The organism is Pseudomonas cichorii, from assembly GCF_019719005.1.
Classification (GTDB): domain Bacteria; phylum Pseudomonadota; class Gammaproteobacteria; order Pseudomonadales; family Pseudomonadaceae; genus Aquipseudomonas; species Aquipseudomonas cichorii_E.
The window spans coordinates 28,863-43,910 of record NZ_JAIGPJ010000045.1 but is presented as its reverse complement, the minus strand read 5'-3'; the positions used below and the strand labels follow the sequence as shown (position 1 = coordinate 43,910).

General features: G+C 57.8%; 14 protein-coding genes. 12 read left to right on the top strand and 2 right to left on the bottom strand.

Annotation, left to right across the window (positions count from 1 at the left end):
• Together K5D32_RS26155 and K5D32_RS23450 are read left to right on the top strand one after the other, a co-directional pair.
• On the top strand, nt 1-2,577 hold a 2,577-nt coding region (locus tag K5D32_RS26155), incomplete at its 5' end, for a DUF637 domain-containing protein (RefSeq protein WP_221601990.1).
• Complete coding sequence (locus K5D32_RS23450) at nt 2,574-2,819, top strand: Imm74 family immunity protein (RefSeq protein WP_221537038.1); 246 nt, start codon at nt 2,574-2,576, stop codon at nt 2,817-2,819. The genes K5D32_RS26155 and K5D32_RS23450, both read left to right, overlap by 4 nt.
• Before the next feature lie 266 nt (nt 2,820-3,085).
• Here K5D32_RS23450 and K5D32_RS23445 read toward each other — a convergent pair whose 3' ends face one another.
• Nucleotides 3,086-3,655 (bottom strand): GNAT family N-acetyltransferase, encoded by a 570-nt coding sequence (locus K5D32_RS23445; RefSeq protein ID WP_221601988.1) that lies wholly within the window; start codon nt 3,653-3,655, stop codon nt 3,086-3,088.
• 187 nt (nt 3,656-3,842) lie between these two features.
• On the opposite strand from K5D32_RS23445, the gene K5D32_RS23440 reads away from it, so the two are divergent.
• The 10 genes from K5D32_RS23440 to K5D32_RS23395 all read left to right on the top strand — a co-directional run bounded on the left by K5D32_RS23440 (nt 3,843) and on the right by K5D32_RS23395 (nt 13,886).
• Nucleotides 3,843-4,793 (top strand): LysR family transcriptional regulator, encoded by a 951-nt coding sequence (locus K5D32_RS23440; protein ID WP_221594686.1) that lies wholly within the window; start codon nt 3,843-3,845, stop codon nt 4,791-4,793.
• Between the two features lie 212 nt (nt 4,794-5,005).
• Nucleotides 5,006-6,466 (top strand): FAD-dependent oxidoreductase, encoded by a 1,461-nt coding sequence (locus K5D32_RS23435; RefSeq protein WP_221601986.1) that lies wholly within the window; start codon nt 5,006-5,008, stop codon nt 6,464-6,466.
• The gene (locus K5D32_RS23430) at nt 6,463-7,437 is read left to right on the top strand and encodes an ABC transporter permease (RefSeq protein ID WP_221601985.1); all 975 of its coding nucleotides are present in this window, start codon (nt 6,463-6,465) and stop codon (nt 7,435-7,437) included. The genes K5D32_RS23435 and K5D32_RS23430 overlap by 4 nt, the downstream gene beginning before the upstream one ends.
• Nucleotides 7,434-8,339, top strand: coding sequence for an ABC transporter permease (locus K5D32_RS23425; RefSeq protein WP_221601984.1), 906 nt, complete (start codon nt 7,434-7,436; stop codon nt 8,337-8,339). The genes K5D32_RS23430 and K5D32_RS23425 overlap by 4 nt, the downstream gene beginning before the upstream one ends.
• The gene (locus K5D32_RS23420) at nt 8,336-9,334 is read left to right on the top strand and encodes an ABC transporter ATP-binding protein (RefSeq protein WP_221601983.1); all 999 of its coding nucleotides are present in this window, start codon (nt 8,336-8,338) and stop codon (nt 9,332-9,334) included. The genes K5D32_RS23425 and K5D32_RS23420 overlap by 4 nt, the downstream gene beginning before the upstream one ends.
• Nucleotides 9,324-10,331, top strand: a complete 1,008-nt coding sequence (locus tag K5D32_RS23415; RefSeq protein ID WP_221601982.1) for an ABC transporter ATP-binding protein — start codon at nt 9,324-9,326, stop codon at nt 10,329-10,331. Before K5D32_RS23420 ends, K5D32_RS23415 begins: the two co-directional genes overlap by 11 nt.
• 58 nt (nt 10,332-10,389) lie before the next feature.
• Nucleotides 10,390-11,955, top strand: a complete 1,566-nt coding sequence (locus K5D32_RS23410) for an ABC transporter substrate-binding protein (RefSeq protein WP_221601981.1) — start codon at nt 10,390-10,392, stop codon at nt 11,953-11,955.
• 128 nt (nt 11,956-12,083) lie between these two features.
• Complete coding sequence (locus K5D32_RS23405) at nt 12,084-12,608, top strand: CMD domain-containing protein (RefSeq protein WP_221601980.1); 525 nt, start codon at nt 12,084-12,086, stop codon at nt 12,606-12,608.
• Nucleotides 12,605-13,192: a peroxidase-related enzyme gene (locus K5D32_RS23400; RefSeq protein ID WP_221601979.1), complete on the top strand. Its 588-nt coding sequence runs from the start codon at nt 12,605-12,607 to the stop codon at nt 13,190-13,192. The genes K5D32_RS23405 and K5D32_RS23400 overlap by 4 nt, the downstream gene beginning before the upstream one ends.
• 184 nt (nt 13,193-13,376) lie before the next feature.
• Complete coding sequence (locus K5D32_RS23395) at nt 13,377-13,886, top strand: chalcone isomerase family protein (protein WP_221601978.1); 510 nt, start codon at nt 13,377-13,379, stop codon at nt 13,884-13,886.
• A gap of 82 nt (nt 13,887-13,968) precedes the next feature.
• Here K5D32_RS23395 and moaA read toward each other — a convergent pair whose 3' ends face one another.
• Nucleotides 13,969-14,967, bottom strand: coding sequence for a GTP 3',8-cyclase MoaA (gene moaA, locus K5D32_RS23390; RefSeq protein ID WP_221578568.1), 999 nt, complete (start codon nt 14,965-14,967; stop codon nt 13,969-13,971).
• Between the last annotated feature and the right edge of the window lie 81 nt (nt 14,968-15,048).

The window sequence follows — 15,048 nt, the reverse complement described above, 5'->3', positions numbered from 1 at the left end:
GCCCTGAACGCCGGCCAGGACCTGGCCGTCATCTCCAGCCGAATCACCGCAGGCGAAAACGCCAACCTCTCCGCAGGCGAAAACCTCAGCCTCCTGGCCGCACAGGACAGTGACTACTACCTCTACGACAAGAAGAGCAAAGGCAGCTGGGGCAAAAAGAAAACCAAACGGGATGAAGTGACCGACATCCGCAATGTCGGCAGCGAAATCACATCAGGTGGCGACCTGACTCTGGAGAGCGGTGGCGACCAGTTGTACCAGGTGGCCAAGCTTACCAGTGGCAATGACCTGACCATTGAAAGCGGTGGTGGTATCACCTTTGAGGGGGTGAAGGACTTTCATGATGAAAGCCATACCAAGAGCAAAAGCAGCCTTGCCTGGAACTCGATGAAAGGGAAGGGCCGAACCGATGAAACCTTGCGTCAGACCGAGATGGCGGCCAAGGGCGAATTGACAATCCAGGCCGTGGAAGGCCTGAGGATCGATATCAAGCAGGTGGATCAACAAACCGTCAGTCAGACCATTGACGCCATGGTCCAGGCCGATCCGCAACTGGCCTGGCTCAAAGAGGCCGAAAAGCGTGGTGATGTGGATTGGCGGCAGGTCAAGGAAATCCACGAAAGTTTCAAATACAGCCATTCCAGTCTGGGTGGAGCCGCACAGATGATCATTGCGATCATCGTGGCTTATTTCACGGCGGGTGCTGCAAGTGGTTTGATCGGAGCGGGCGCTGTGTCAGGCTCTGGCACTGCAATGGCAGCAGCGACGACTTCTCAGGCAATGGCTGCTGGTGCCTCCTACGTTAGTGCCGGTTGGGCTAACGTGGCCCTCACGGCAGTGGCTACCAGTGCTGCAAGTGGCGCAGCAGTCAGTACCATCAATAACCGTGGAAACCTTGGTGCGGTGCTCAAGGATGTGACCTCTGCTGACGCTCTGCGTGGCTATGTGGTTTCTGGTGTTACAGCCGGGCTGACAGCGGGTGTCTACGACAAACTGACGAGCACTCAGACAGGCACCTCGGGTGTCTTGCAGAACAGCGGAAAAGTTATCAGCAGTGGTGGGCTGTCCTCTTGGGGAGGGGTAGGAAGCTTTGCTGCTAATCAGCTTCTACAGAACACTACTTCGACATTGATTGATCGTGCATTGGGAGGTGATAGCCAGTTCGGTGATGCCCTGAGCAGCAGCTTGGTCAATACCTTTGCGGCAGCTGGCTTCAACTGGGTGGGTGGCTTCAGCAAAACTAATCAACTGGCCGACGGTAGTCTGGCCAAGATTGGCCTTCATGCGGTCATGGGAGGTCTGGCAGCAGAAGCGGCTGGTGGTGACTTCAAGACCGGTGCACTGGCTGCGGGTGTGAATGAGGCGTTGGTTGATACTCTGGCCAAGCAATACGCCGATATGCCCAAGGAGCAAAGGGACAAGCTTCTGGTCATGAACTCCCAGGTTATTGGTGTGCTTACTGCCTCAGTCCAGGAAGGTGATGCGAAGAGTTTGCAAACAGGGTCATGGGTGGCGGCAAATGCCACGTCCTATAACCGGTTGTTGCATTCCACAGAACGAAAGGCCTTGAACGAGGAAGCCAATGAGCTTGAAAAGCGTCTGGGTAAGCCTTCATCCAGTATATCTTGGGAAGATTTCCTGCTTTTGGCGTCCAGTGCCGAACTGGATGCTGCTGAAAGTGCACGATTGCAGGCCGTATTAGCCAGTTTCAAAGCAGGTAACCCTGAGCAGTCGCGTTTCAAGGAGGAACTCTCGACTGCCATGGAGAGCATTCAGCGCCTGGCATCTCAAAACACGGTGCTGATGTGGAGCGATGGAAACCCTATTGTCGCCAACGGTGCCCCGGTCTATGCATTCCAGGCGACAGATAGGCAGTTCAGGGATTCCGGGCTATTCAGTACGGATTCAGGGAAGCAGACCAATTCAGCGGACAGTATTGTTGATGTCGTTCCCGTTGCCTTGATACAACAGTTTGGCGAGAAAAATGCGACAGCATACTGGACAGAGCTTTCCAAGGTTTCAACCAGCCCCGGAGAGCTTGATGATCTGGTGGGCAGAGTCTCAAATGTTCTGATCGGTGGTATTGACCGGGTTACGTGGGATCTTGATCTTGCTCTTGCTTTGACTGGTGGGCCTGCCGTATTAAGGGCTTTGTTGGCTAAGCGTGTTGCAACGGTGGGAAGTTTTTCTAAAGGAGTATTTACTAATCCTAATGAGGCGTTTTTCTGGTCTGGTCGAACCGATGGTATTGGTGGCGCTGATGTAGCAGAGCAAATCGCTAAGCAACATGGAGGGACAACTCTAGAGGCATTGCTAGTTCAGCGCGGCATAGAAATGCCTCAATGGGATGCTGCAAATCCCATCGCTGTAAAAGCATGGCAAGATATATCTGCTCAGTATGCAAGTGGTGCTTCAGGGACTGTGCGCGCAGTGATTGGTCAGAACCTGCGTCCCGGAAACGTTTGGGAGACCGCCGAGTTACCTGCGTTGATAAAAAATCCTAATGTAGATAAGATTGTTACTATTGATCCTGTAACAATGGTTCAGAAAGTTATTTATGTGAGAGGTGAGTTGTGATTTCCGAGGTCTCTAGGGGGCATATTAGAGTTGTAGTGGGTGGGAAGTCTTTTATTGTTCAGGGTGAGATGTTTTTTCCTGGTGACGATAAAATGGGGTTTGTATTGTACCGGAAAACTATGAAGATTTTGGGGGCTGGTTTGGATAGTCTTTCTATGTCTGCTGAGGATGTTTGCATGGTTGTTGCGGATATTCAGGCTGACTTTGATAAGGGTGGTCATACTTTGGTGATTGAAGATTGATGTGCTAAATGTGTGGATTTTTCGACGGCTAGAAATATATATGGTGGGGGTGTTTGGTTGGGGGCGTGTAAGGGGGTATATGTTTGCGTGGTTTTGTAGTGAAGTGTATAGACTGCTTGTGAAATGTCGATAAGGCGTTTTATTGGGTTCGTTGGTGGAGATGGAGTGGGTAGATTTTTTATTATGTGTGATGCGCTGCTTTAGAAAATATCTATCCTTCTTCATGAAGAAGTTCATCATATGTCTAAAATTCAAACTTGTCTTTACTACAACCCCACCTTATAAACAACCTGCCCCCGCTCCAACGGATCCGGATGACACTCAAACCCCAACGCCCGCGCCAGCCCAAACATCCTTGCATTCCTAACCGAATCTATCGAAAACATCCGGTAAAACCCGTTCAGCCGCGCAGCATTCATAAGGTGCTGCATCAACAACCTGCCCAACCCAAGACCTTGCCATTTCTCGGCCACAACCACGGCACATTCGCAGCAGTAATCACCCTCTGTCGCGGCGTAGCGGCTGAGGCCTATTTCGGTCAGTTGGTTGTTGCCTTCCATGATCAGGGCGACGTAGGTCATGCGCTGTTGATAGTCGGCGTCCATGATCTGGTCGATGGCTAGTGGGTCTGGTTCGTTGTTGGGGGAGAGGAAGCGGAAGTGTTGTGTCTGTGGCGACAGGCGTGTGATGAATTCGAATGCTCGTTGCCGGTCGTCTTCCTGGATCGGTCTGATCAGCAGGTGGGTGCCGTCGCTCAGTTCTTCGATCCAGTGGATGAAGCGCAGCTCAGGGGCGTAGAGGTCGTCGCTGATCGAGTCGCTGGTGACGGTGTTCATGTCTATCCCCTGGGGGCCGTGCGTCGATTGAGCAGGCGGTTTACCTATCTTTTACGCTTCGGCACCTTCAGGCCATGATCCAGATCAATACTTCTGTTTGCCCTGTCTGCGTGTAGACTGCCTGCCGTTTGTTCATCGCAGTCTTTGCCTGATGGACGTTTCCACTTCATTGATTCAAGGCGTGCATATGGATCTGCGGCAACTCGAAGCTTTTGCGGCTGTCATGTCGGCGGGCAGTGTGACGGCGGCGGGGAAGATGCTGGGGCGCTCGCAGCCTTCGGTGACTCGTGCCATCCAGGAGTTGGAGCAGGAGCTGGGTTTTGCCTTGTTCGAGCGCAGTGGGCCGAAGGTCACGCCTTCGCAGAAAGCGTTCATGATGTATGCCGAGGTGGAGAGTGCGTTGCTCGGGATTCGCAATATTCGCCAGCGCGCGCAGCACATTGCGCTGGACGAGAACCGGCAGATCAAGCTGGTGGCGATACCGGCGCTGGCGGCGGGTTTGTTGCCGCTGGCCTTGTCCCGTTTACCGCAGGATCTGCGCCCGCAGCATATCCAGTTGCACAGCATGTCCCCGGAAAACGTCGTGCAGGCGGTGCTTTCCAAGACCATGGACCTGGGCGCGGTCAGTCTGCCGCTGGAGCATCGCGGGCTGGATATTCACTGGATCGGTGAATCCCCTTGCGTGGCTGTGCTGGCTGCGGATTCGCCGCTGGCCCGTTTTGATGTATTGCCGATGCAGGTTCTGGCCAGCCAGACGCTGATCACCATGTCGAACCCTTATCGGTTTCGGCGTCGTATCGACAAGGCTTTTCAGGATGCTGGCGGTGCTGTGCCGCACATGCTCGATACCAATACTTCGCTGATCGCCATGCAGATGGCCCGAGTCGGGCTGGGTGTGGCGCTGGTGGATCCTTTCACTGCGCTGGGCGTGCCGGTGGATGGGGTGGTGGTGCGGCCGGTCGAGTTCAATATTCCGTTCTTCTTCGGTCTGGTTTCGGCGTTCGCCAGCCCGTTGTCCGATGTGGCGCAAGCGCTAGTGACGGAGCTTGCTGCTTCGGCTCAGGCCTTGCTGCCTTCAGTGATCATGCATGCTCCCAGCGAGCATGATGCCCTGTTGCAGAGCATTTACGCCGGTTGAGGCTCTGCAGCAAAAGTCAGCCTTATCCTCTTTTCTGATTTCTTATCGTTTTAAGCTATATCAATATTCATTTTTTGCCGTTGTAGTAATAAATATCAGCTTTTAGTATTCGTTTTTTGAATTCATGGGCCTTTTGAATTCATAAAATGCGAGTTTGGAGCGTTTTTTGGATGCATTCGCTCTATCCATGATCGTTATCACGAGTACTGAAAATGTCCGATACAAACGCACCGATTGGGCTTGCCGCCTTGCAGGCCCGTCTCAAGCAGGATCTGGAGTGGCTGGATCTGCCAGCCTCACCCTGGGTCAAGCCGCGTTTGCATGAAGACGCTCCGGTACTGGATGTCGCGATCATCGGTGGCGGCATGGCAGGTCTGGCATTGGCGGCGGAGTTGCGTCATCTGGGTGTGGTGACGACGATTTTCGATCAGTCCCCGACCGGTTTCGAAGGCCCGTGGGCGACCACGGCGCGCATGGAAACTCTCCGTTCGCCCAAGCAACTGACCGGCCCGGCGCTGGGTTTGCCTGCCCTGACATTCCGTGCCTGGTTCGAGGCGCAATTCGGGCTGGAGGCCTGGAATGCGCTGGACAAGATCCCGCGTCTGCAATGGGCCGATTACCTGCGCTGGTATCGCAAGGTGCTGGATCTGGATGTGCGCAATGAGCATCGGGTTAGCCGGGTTCAGCCTCGTGCCGATGGTCTGGTCGAGCTGGATATCGTCAGCCCTGGCCACAATCAGCGCTATGTGGCCCGGCATGTGGTGCTGGCGACCGGGCGTGATGGCCTGGGCGGGCCTTGGGTGCCGGATTATGCCCATGAGCTGCCGCGTCATGTCTGGGCGCACTCGGCGGATGGTTTGCAGGATGACTGGTTTGTCGGCAAGCGGGTGGCGGTGATCGGTGGCGGTGCTTCGGCCATGGACAGTGCCGCTACGGCCCTGGAAGCGGGCGCGCAGAAGGTCGACTTGCTGATTCGTCGCGCAGAGTTGCCACGGGTCAACAAGGGCAAGGGCGCGGGCAATCCTGGGATGACCCATGGTTACTGGCGCCTGCCGGATAGCTGGAAATGGCGCATCCGTCGCTACCTCAATGCCCAGCAAGTACCGCCGCCCCGTGGCAGCACCCAGCGTGTTTCCCGTTCACCTGACTCCCGTTTCCTGCTCAACAGCCCGATTGTTTCGGTCCGGCAGAACGAGTCTGGTGCGCTGGTGGTGCGCACGCCCAATGCGAAGCTGGAATACGATTTTCTGGTGTTTGCCACAGGTTTTCGGACGGACTTCAACCTGCGTCCCGAGTTTGCTTCTTTCGCAAAGCATATTCAGGTCTGGAGCGATCGCTTCGAGGTGCCTGAAGATGAGTTCGATGCCGAGCTTTGCTCTCTGCCGGATCTGGGGACCTGCTTCGAGTTCCAGCAGAAAACCCCCGGCGCATGCCCGGGGATCGAGAAGATTCACTGTTTCAATTACCCGGCAGCCTTGAGCTACGGTGCGGTGTCCGGCGATATTCCGGCCATCAGCGAGGGCGCAAAGCGCCTGGCTCATGGGTTGGCAGGGCAGTTGTTCAACGAGGACATCGATTTGCATTTTGCCGCCATGCAGAGCTACGACGAGCCCGAATTGCTGGGTGACGAATGGGTGGCCGGTGCGCCCACAGCCCAAGAGATGCTCGGATGATCGGCTGGGCTGTACGGCGTCTGGTGCAGTCGCTGCTGGTCGTGCTGCTCATGACGCTGGTGGTGTTCATCGGTCTGAATGCCATCGGCAACCCGATGGATATTCTGGTGGGCGAAGACCTGAACCAGGCCGAGCGTCTGGCGGCCATCGCGCACCTTGGGCTGGACAAGCCGCTGTGGCAGCAATACCTGCTGTTCCTCAAGGGCGCTGCGAGCGGCAATCTCGGCCAGAGCTTCGTCTATCACGAAGACGCCATGCGCCTGATCCTGCAACGTCTGCCTGCCACCTTCGAGCTGGCGTTCTGCGCCTTGTTTCTGGCGGTGCTGCTGGGTGTGCCGCTGGGCATGTTCGCGGGCACCTATCCCGATCACCCGGTATCGCGGGTGATGATGGCCACCAGTATCGTAGGCTTCTCGCTGCCAGCGTTCTGGGTGGCGCTGATGATGATCATGCTGTTCTCGATCCATCTGGGCTGGCTGCCGGCCAGTGGTCGTGGTGAAACCCGCGAGTTTCTTGGCGTGCAGTGGTCGTTCCTGACGCTGGATGGCTTGCAGCACCTGATTCTTCCGGCCCTGAACCTGGCGTTGTTCAAGATTTCTCTGGTGTTGCGCCTGACCCGTGCCGGTGTGCGGGAAGTGCTGCCCCAGGAGTTCGTCAAGTTCGCCCGTGCCAAGGGTCTGTCGCCGGTGCGGGTGATGTGCATGCATGTGATGCGCAACACCATGATCCCGCTGGTGACGGTGCTGGCAATGGAGCTTGGGTCGACTATCGCCTATGCGGTGGTGACCGAAAGTATCTTTGCCTGGCCAGGTGCCGGGAAGCTGATTCTGGACAGTATCAATATGCTGGATCGCCCGGTTGTGGTGGCTTATCTGATGGTGGTGGTCGTGATCTTTGTGGTGCTGAATCTGATCGTCGATGCGCTGTATTACCTGCTTGATCCGCGTGTGCGCATCGAGGCTGGCCGATGAGTCAGGTACAGGTGGCACGCCTGCAAGTGCAATCGCCATGGCGTCTGGGTGCTGTGGAATTTTCCCGTTCATACACGGCCATGTTCGGTCTGCTGGTGCTGTTGGCGATCATGCTGGTGGCGGTATTGGCACCCTGGGTCGCGTTTCAGAATCCTTATGACCTGATGCAGCTCAATGTGCTGGATGCACGCCTGCCGCCGGGCAGTGAAAACCTCGACGGTGGTTACACCTATTGGCTGGGCACCGACGGCCAGGGCCGGGATCTGTTGTCGGCGATTATCTACGGGTTGCGGATCAGCCTGTGGGTCGGGATAGGCTCAGCACTGATTGCCGCTGCCGTTGGCACATTGCTGGGCTTGGTGTCGGCTTATGTCGGCGGATGGCTCGATGCCTTGCTGATGCGTCTGGTGGATCTGCTGCTGTCTTTCCCGGTGATTCTCATGGCGCTGATGATTCTGGCCTGGCTGGGCAAGGGCGTCGGCAATGTGATGCTGACACTGGTGCTGCTCGAATGGGCCTATTACGCCCGTACCGCACGGGGTCAGGCGCTGACCGAAAGCCGCCGCGAGTACGTCGATGCGGCGCGGGGGCAGGGGATCAGTTCGTGGCGGATCGTCGTGCGGCATATCTTGCCCAACTGCCTGCCGCCGTTGATCGTCATCGGTGCCTTGCAGATTGCCAGGGGCATCACGCTGGAAGCGACCTTGTCGTTCCTGGGCCTTGGCGTGCCGATTACCGAGCCGTCCCTTGGGCTGCTGATCGCCAATGGCTTCCAGTACATGCTCAGTAACGAATACTGGATCAGTTTCTTTCCGGGCCTGGCGCTGCTGATCACCATTGTGGCCATCAATCTGGTGGGTGATCGCTTGCGGGATGTCCTGAACCCGAGGTTGCAACGATGAGCGTGCCTGAAGTGTCTCTGGCGCAACCGACTCTGGATGTGCGCAACCTTTGTACGTCGTTCGATACCCGAGCGGGCATTCTGCCTGCCGTGCGCGATGTTTCCCTGCGTCTGCAACCGGGACGGATTCTCGGGCTGGTGGGCGAGTCGGGTTCCGGCAAGTCGGTGACCGGCTTTTCGATTCTCGGGCTGGTCGATGCGCCGGGGCGTATCAGCGGTGGCGAAGTGGTGTTTCAGGGCCGTGACCTGACCAAGCTCTCTGCCGCGCAGTTGCGCAGCCTGCAAGGCAATCGCATTGCGATGATCTTTCAGGACCCGATGATGACCCTCAACCCGGTCCTGCGCATCGATACGCAAATGATCGAGGCGGTGCAGGCTCATCGCTCGATGGGGCGTCGCGAGGCGCGTCAGCATGCCAGCAATACGCTGGCGCTGATGGGGATTCCCAGCCCGGACGAGCGCTTGAATGCCTATCCGCATCAGCTTTCCGGCGGCATGCGCCAGCGGGTGGCTATTGCCATTGCCTTGTTGCACGCGCCGGACCTGATTATCGCTGACGAGCCGACCACGGCGCTGGACGTGACCATTCAGGCGCAGATTCTCAGCGAGGTGCAAAAACTTGTGCGTCAACAAGGAGCCTCCCTGATCTGGATTACCCATGACCTGTCGGTGGTGGCCGGTCTGGCCGATGACATCGCGGTGATGTACGCCGGTCGTATTGTCGAACAAGGCCCGGTGTCCGCCGTGCTTGATCGTCCGCAGCATCCTTACACCCAAGGCCTGATCGACAGCCTTCCGAGCCGCAACAAGCGTGGCCAGCGTTTGCGTCAGATCCCTGGTATGGCGCCGGACCTGTTGTCGATGCCTGCCGGTTGCGCCTTTGCTGCACGTTGCTCCCGAGCGAGCAACCAGTGCGAGCAGGAGCCACAAAGTCGCGAGATAGAAGCGGGTCGTCTGGTCCGTTGTTTTCATCCGGGAGCTGCCGATGAGTATTAACCAGACGCCTATCGTCGAATTGAGCCAGGTCAGTAAAACCTTCGGTAAGCGCAATAACGACAGCACGCTGAACCAGTGGCTGCAACGCATGAAATGGTCCAGGCCTTCGTCTTTGACCCATGCGGTGGATCGGGTCGACTTGCGGATCAACCGTGGTGAAGTCGTGGGGCTGGTGGGTGAATCCGGCTGCGGCAAATCAACTCTGGGCCGCATGGTGGCCGGGTTGCTGCCAGTGTCTTCGGGGACGGCTTCCATCGACGGCAAGCGCCTTGAGGACCTGACGGCCGAAGAGCGTCTTGCGGCGCGCCTGAAGATCCAGATGATTTTCCAGGACCCGTCTTCCAGCCTCAATCCGCGCCTGCGGGTCGACCGTATCGTGGGCGAGGGTGCCTTGCTGCATGGCCTGACCGACAAGGCCGGGTTTGACGATTATGTCAGCGCGCAACTGCAGCGTGCCGGCCTGAGCCCGCAACTGCGCCAGCGTTATCCGCATCAGTTCAGCGGCGGTCAGCGCCAGCGTATCGGGATTGCCCGGGCGCTGGCGGTGCAGCCGCAGCTCTTGGTGTGCGATGAATCGGTGGCGGCGCTGGACGTTTCCATTCAGGCGCAGATCCTCAATCTGTTCATGGACCTGCGCGATGAGCTGGGCCTGACCTATCTGTTCATCAGCCACGATCTTGGTGTGGTCGAACACCTCTGTGACCGGGTGGTGGTGATGTATCTGGGCCGAGTGGTCGAGAGCGCCAGTGTCGATGACCTGTTCGCCAGGGCCAATCATCCTTACACCCAGGCATTGCTGGCGCAGATTCCGCGCTTCGATGTCCGCAGTGCCCGTTATGACGCGATAAAAGGGGAAATCCCCAGCCCGCTGAACCCGCCTGCCGGGTGTCATTTCCATCCTCGCTGTCCGCATGCCACGGCGCGCTGCCGCGAGGAAGTTCCAACGCTCAGGGAGGTTGCACCCGGCCACCTGAGCGCCTGTCACCTCAATGAATAGCACCGAACGAGCGCCGCAATGGCTGGCGCTCATTGCCATTACGCACAAGGAATAGCCCATGAAACCACTTGTCCGTTCACTGTTGGCCTCGGCCCTGATCCTGGCCGCCGGCAGCGCAGCGGCGCAGAGTCTGCGTATCGGTTATGCCGATCCGGTCTCCTCGCTCGACCCGCAATTGAACAACTATGCCGGTGACCGCTCGGTTGCCCTGCATGCCTTCGAGTCGCTGGTCAATCGTCGGGACGACAAGACCCTGCCGGGCCTGGCGCAAAGCTGGAAAGTCCTGGACGACAAGACCTGGGAGTTCAACCTGCGCAAGGACGTCAAATGGCAGGACGGCAAGCCTCTGACCGCCGATGACTTCGTGTTCTCCTTCGAACGCGCCCGCAAGGTGCCGGGCAGCGTGGCCTCCTATGCGGGTGCCATGCGCACGGTGGAGTCGGTGACGGCCAAGGATGATCACACCCTGATCATCAAGACCTCCACGCCCAACGCCAACTTGCTGCCGGACGTTGACTCGATCTATATCGTCAGCCGCCACGTGGGTGCCGACGCGCAAAGCGCCGACTACAACAGCGGCAAGGCGATGGTCGGTACCGGGCCTTATCGCTTTGTGTCCTTTGTGCCGGGTGATCGCACGATCTTCGAGCGCAATGCCGACTATTGGGGGCCGAAACCGCTGTGGGACAAAGTGGATTATCGCTTCATCTCCAACGCCGCGAGCCGTACGGCGGCCTTGCTGGCCGGTGATGTGGACGTGATCGACAAGGTGTCGCCGACCGATGTCGAGCGCCTGAAGAAAAGCCCGAATGTCAGTGTCTTCGCTTATCCGGGCCTGCGTGCCTTGCTGATTCAGCCAAGCTTCCGTGAAGGTCCGAACGAGTTCATTCGTGACAATGCTGGCAAGCCGCTGGCCGAAAACCCGCTGCGCGACGTACGTGTGCGCAAGGCCTTGAACCTGGCCATCAACCGTCAGGCGATTGTCGAGCGCATCATGCAGGGCACCGTGACCGAGGCCAATCAGTGGATGCCGGCCAAGACTTTCGGCTACAACCCTGAGCTGAAGAACATTCCTTATGACCCGAAACAGGCCAAGGAGCTGCTGGCTCAGGCGGGCTTCCCCGAAGGCTTCCAGTTGACCGTCCATGTGCCGGGCGACCGTTACCCCCAAGCGCCGGAAACCCTGCAAGCCGTGGCGCAGTTCTGGTCGAGGATTGGCGTCAAGGTGCAACTGGAAGTGCTGCCGTGGGCTGTTTATGCAGGCAAGGCCAACAAGAACGAATTTGCGATCAGTGTGGTTGCCTGGGGTAACGGCACCGGTGAAGCCGCCTATGCACTGACCAACATCCTGACTACGGTGGACAGCGTCAAGGGGCGCGGTGCTTCCAACTGGGGCCATTACAGCAACCCGCTGGTGGATCAGGCACTGGTCGAGGCCACTGCCGAGTTCGACGATGCCAAGCGCCGGGCGATCCTGGAGCAGTCTGCCAAGGTGGTGACTGACGATGTCGGGATCATCCCGCTGTTCCATTACCAGAACATCTGGGCTGCGCGCAAAGGCCTGAAAGTCGAGCCACTGGTCAGCGACCGCACTGCCGCGAGCATGGTTACCGAACAGCCTTGAGTCTGGAGGAGCAAGTGTTTGCGTAGGAGCGGATTCATCCGCGAGACGTCACTGAAGGCGCTAGATGACGGGCCTCTCGCGAATAAATTCGCTCCTACCGTTAATTCATGATTTTGATGAGAATGAATATGACCTCAACTGTAGAACCGGGCCTCGATGTCCTGGATACCTTGCTGGGCATCGGGCCTGAAACCGGTCTGTACAAGGTGCGCCATGCCCGTGACAAAGTCGTGGCTGCGACTCAGGGCAGCCATGAGCTGTTTTTCGATGCGGCGCTGCAAGACAATCTGTCCCTCGTCGAGCGTCTGCTGGTGGCTTATTACGCCAGCCACCTGACGCCAAACGCCTTGCTGGCAGGCTACTACCTTGAGCAGTTGCAGACGCTGAATGTCGATCCGGTGCTGGTGGCTGCCATTGATTCCGGCTCCATCGACGCGCTCAGCGATGCGCGCCTGTCGGCGATTCTGGTGTTCACCCGGACCTTGATCGAGTCGCCGGTCGAAGGCGATCGTGCCGCCTTGCAGGTCCTGCAGGCCGCAGGTCTTTCGTCCTCTGAAATCGTGGTGCTGGCGCAGTTGATTGCGTTCCTGTCATATCAGGTTCGGCTGGCGGCCGGCCTTGGGGCCTTGTCAGCCTTGGGAGAAGCACAATGAGCGAGCCCATTCGCAGCAACGGTTTTACCAATGAAGTGCTGGGCTGGAAGGCCTGGTTGCCCACGGTGCAACTGGGCAGCGCCACGCCGGAGCAACTGGCGGTGCTGGAAGAGAGTCACCCCCAGGCCAAGACGTCGGATTACTACCTGACACTGGTCCATCAGCCGCAGATCCTGCGTCAGCGCTCCGTAGCGTTCAACGCGATCATGTACGCGCCAGGCGGCTTGTCCCGTGCGGAGCGCGAACTGGCCAGCACTGTCGTGTCGCGTATCAATCAGTGTGTGTATTGCGCTTCGGTGCATGCCCAGCGTTTCGAGCAACTGGCCAAGCGCAATGATGTGATTGCGCAGATATTTACCGACCCACAGACGGCGGGAACCACGGAACGGGAAAAGGCCATTGTGCGCTTTGCCATTGATCTGACCCTGGACCCGGCTGCCCTGGGCGCCGAACATATCAGGCCGTTGCGTGAGCAGGGGCTCGACGATGGACAGGTACTGGATCTGATCCACGCCATTTCCATTTTTGCCTGGGCCAACCGGTTGATGCTCAACCTGGGTGAGCCGCTTTATCCAGTAGTGTGAAAAATTGTTTCATTTTTGATAAAAACTTTGTCCGAGTGTTGTACAAAATTACCGCTGTAGTATAGCTTTTACAGCAGAGCCAGTTGGTGTGGCGCTGACATTGCCGTTTACGGTATAGACCACGCCGCTGGCTCTTCCATCTTTCTACCTGAGGGTCATCCCGCAGGCACCCCAGAGGCTCCACATGATCGCGTCGCGCTGGTTGTGGCTGGTGCTTCTGCTCAGCGGCAGCGCATTTGCCGATTGGCGCGAAGCATTGCCTGATTCCCGGGTCGTCGGTTCCGGCGACTTCAGTGTGTTTGGATTCCGTATCTATTCGGCCCGTCTGTGGAGCCCTGCAAAGCCGTTTGTGGCGCATGCACCCCTGGCGCTGGAGCTCACTTATCATCGCGCCATCGACCGGGAAGACCTGGTGGATGCCAGCATCGATGAGATCCAGCGTATTTCCGGGTCGGCCGTCAGCGATCAGCAGTTGTCTGTGTGGCGTCAGCAGATGCAGCAGTCTTTCGTCGATGTTCAGCCGGGCATGAAAATCACCGGTGTCTACCTGCCGGGACGTGAAGCGCGCTTCTATGTAGGCCCCAGGCTGCAGCATGTGGTCCAGGATAGCGAGTTCGCAAAGGCGTTCTTCTCCATCTGGCTGGACCCCAAGACCCGCAACCCCGATTTACGTGAGCAATTGATGGGTAAATGACGGCTAATTCCTGCTGCTTACCCCTTGCCTGACCAGTGCCTTGGTTGTCTCGATATCGAAACAGCCTGTCGGGCGTGAAGGCTCAGCCACCTGTCATATTCATGAAACGCACGACTTGCACGCTGTCATCCAGCGTGAAGTTATGGCTCCATGGCTTGAGCTGCATGGCATCGACTATGGCCTTTTCCAGCTTGTGGGGCTGACCGGGGTTGGCTCGCAGCACGGCCTTGAGGTCAACCGAATGCTCGTTGCCCAGGCACAGCAGCAAACGGCCTTCAACCGTCAGGCGCACGCGGTTGCAGGTGCCGCAGAAGTTATGGCTGTGGGGGGAGATGAATCCGATGCGAATATCAGGGGCCTCGGCCAGGCGCCAGTAGCGCGAAGGACCCTGAGTCGAGTCGGTGGACGAAACCAGTGTGTAGCGCTCGGCGATGCGCTCGCGGACCTGATCGCTGGAATAGAACGACTCGGCGCGGCTGTGTTCGCTGATGATGCCCAGGGGCATTTCCTCGATAAAGGAAACGTCCAGCTTGCGGTCGATTGCAAAGGCCAGCAGATCATTGATCTCATGATCGTTGCGGCCTTGCATCACTACGCAATTGAGCTTGGTGTGGGTGAAACCGGCAGCATTGGCAGCGTCGATCCCGGCAATCACCTTGCTCAGATCGCCGGTGCGTGTCATTTCCCGGAAACGTTGCGGGTCCAGACTGTCAAGGCTGATGTTGAGGCGAGTGACCCCGGCGTCGAACAGCGGTCTGGCCAGTCTGTCCAGTTGCGAGCCATTGGTGGTCATGCACAGTTCCCGCAGGCCGGGCAGGGCGGCGATGCGCTTGCACAGGTCGACAATACCTGCACGCACCAGCGGCTCGCCACCGGTCAGGCGGATCTTGCGGGTACCCAGGGCAACGAAACGTTCGGCAATCTGGTGGATTTCTTCCAGGGACAGGATCTGCTGGCGAGGCAGAAATGTCATCTCTTCGGCCATGCAGTACACGCAGCGAAAATCGCACCGGTCGGTCACCGACATGCGCAGATAGTCGACTTTGCGTGCAAAACGGTCCATCAGGACGGGATCTGACATCTCACCTTCTCAATATGCTGTAGCCGTAAGCTTGCTGAGTCCAATTGCCGCAGTCCAATCGCTTGTGATGATGACATGATC

What these genes read in the sequence shown, in the direction of transcription:
- K5D32_RS23445 (WP_221601988.1), bottom strand. Translation starts at nt 3,655, where the DNA reads ATGAACACCGTCACCAGCGACTCGATCAGCGACGACCTCTACGCCCCT.
- K5D32_RS23440 (WP_221594686.1), top strand. Translation starts at nt 3,843, where the DNA reads ATGGATCTGCGGCAACTCGAAGCTTTTGCGGCTGTCATGTCGGCGGGC.
- K5D32_RS23435 (WP_221601986.1), top strand. Translation starts at nt 5,006, where the DNA reads ATGTCCGATACAAACGCACCGATTGGGCTTGCCGCCTTGCAGGCCCGT.
- K5D32_RS23430 (WP_221601985.1), top strand. Translation starts at nt 6,463, where the DNA reads ATGATCGGCTGGGCTGTACGGCGTCTGGTGCAGTCGCTGCTGGTCGTG.
- K5D32_RS23425 (WP_221601984.1), top strand. Translation starts at nt 7,434, where the DNA reads ATGAGTCAGGTACAGGTGGCACGCCTGCAAGTGCAATCGCCATGGCGT.
- K5D32_RS23420 (WP_221601983.1), top strand. Translation starts at nt 8,336, where the DNA reads ATGAGCGTGCCTGAAGTGTCTCTGGCGCAACCGACTCTGGATGTGCGC.
- K5D32_RS23415 (WP_221601982.1), top strand. Translation starts at nt 9,324, where the DNA reads ATGAGTATTAACCAGACGCCTATCGTCGAATTGAGCCAGGTCAGTAAA.
- K5D32_RS23410 (WP_221601981.1), top strand. Translation starts at nt 10,390, where the DNA reads ATGAAACCACTTGTCCGTTCACTGTTGGCCTCGGCCCTGATCCTGGCC.
- K5D32_RS23405 (WP_221601980.1), top strand. Translation starts at nt 12,084, where the DNA reads ATGACCTCAACTGTAGAACCGGGCCTCGATGTCCTGGATACCTTGCTG.
- K5D32_RS23400 (WP_221601979.1), top strand. Translation starts at nt 12,605, where the DNA reads ATGAGCGAGCCCATTCGCAGCAACGGTTTTACCAATGAAGTGCTGGGC.
- K5D32_RS23395 (WP_221601978.1), top strand. Translation starts at nt 13,377, where the DNA reads ATGATCGCGTCGCGCTGGTTGTGGCTGGTGCTTCTGCTCAGCGGCAGC.
- moaA (WP_221578568.1), bottom strand. Translation starts at nt 14,967, where the DNA reads ATGTCAGATCCCGTCCTGATGGACCGTTTTGCACGCAAAGTCGACTAT.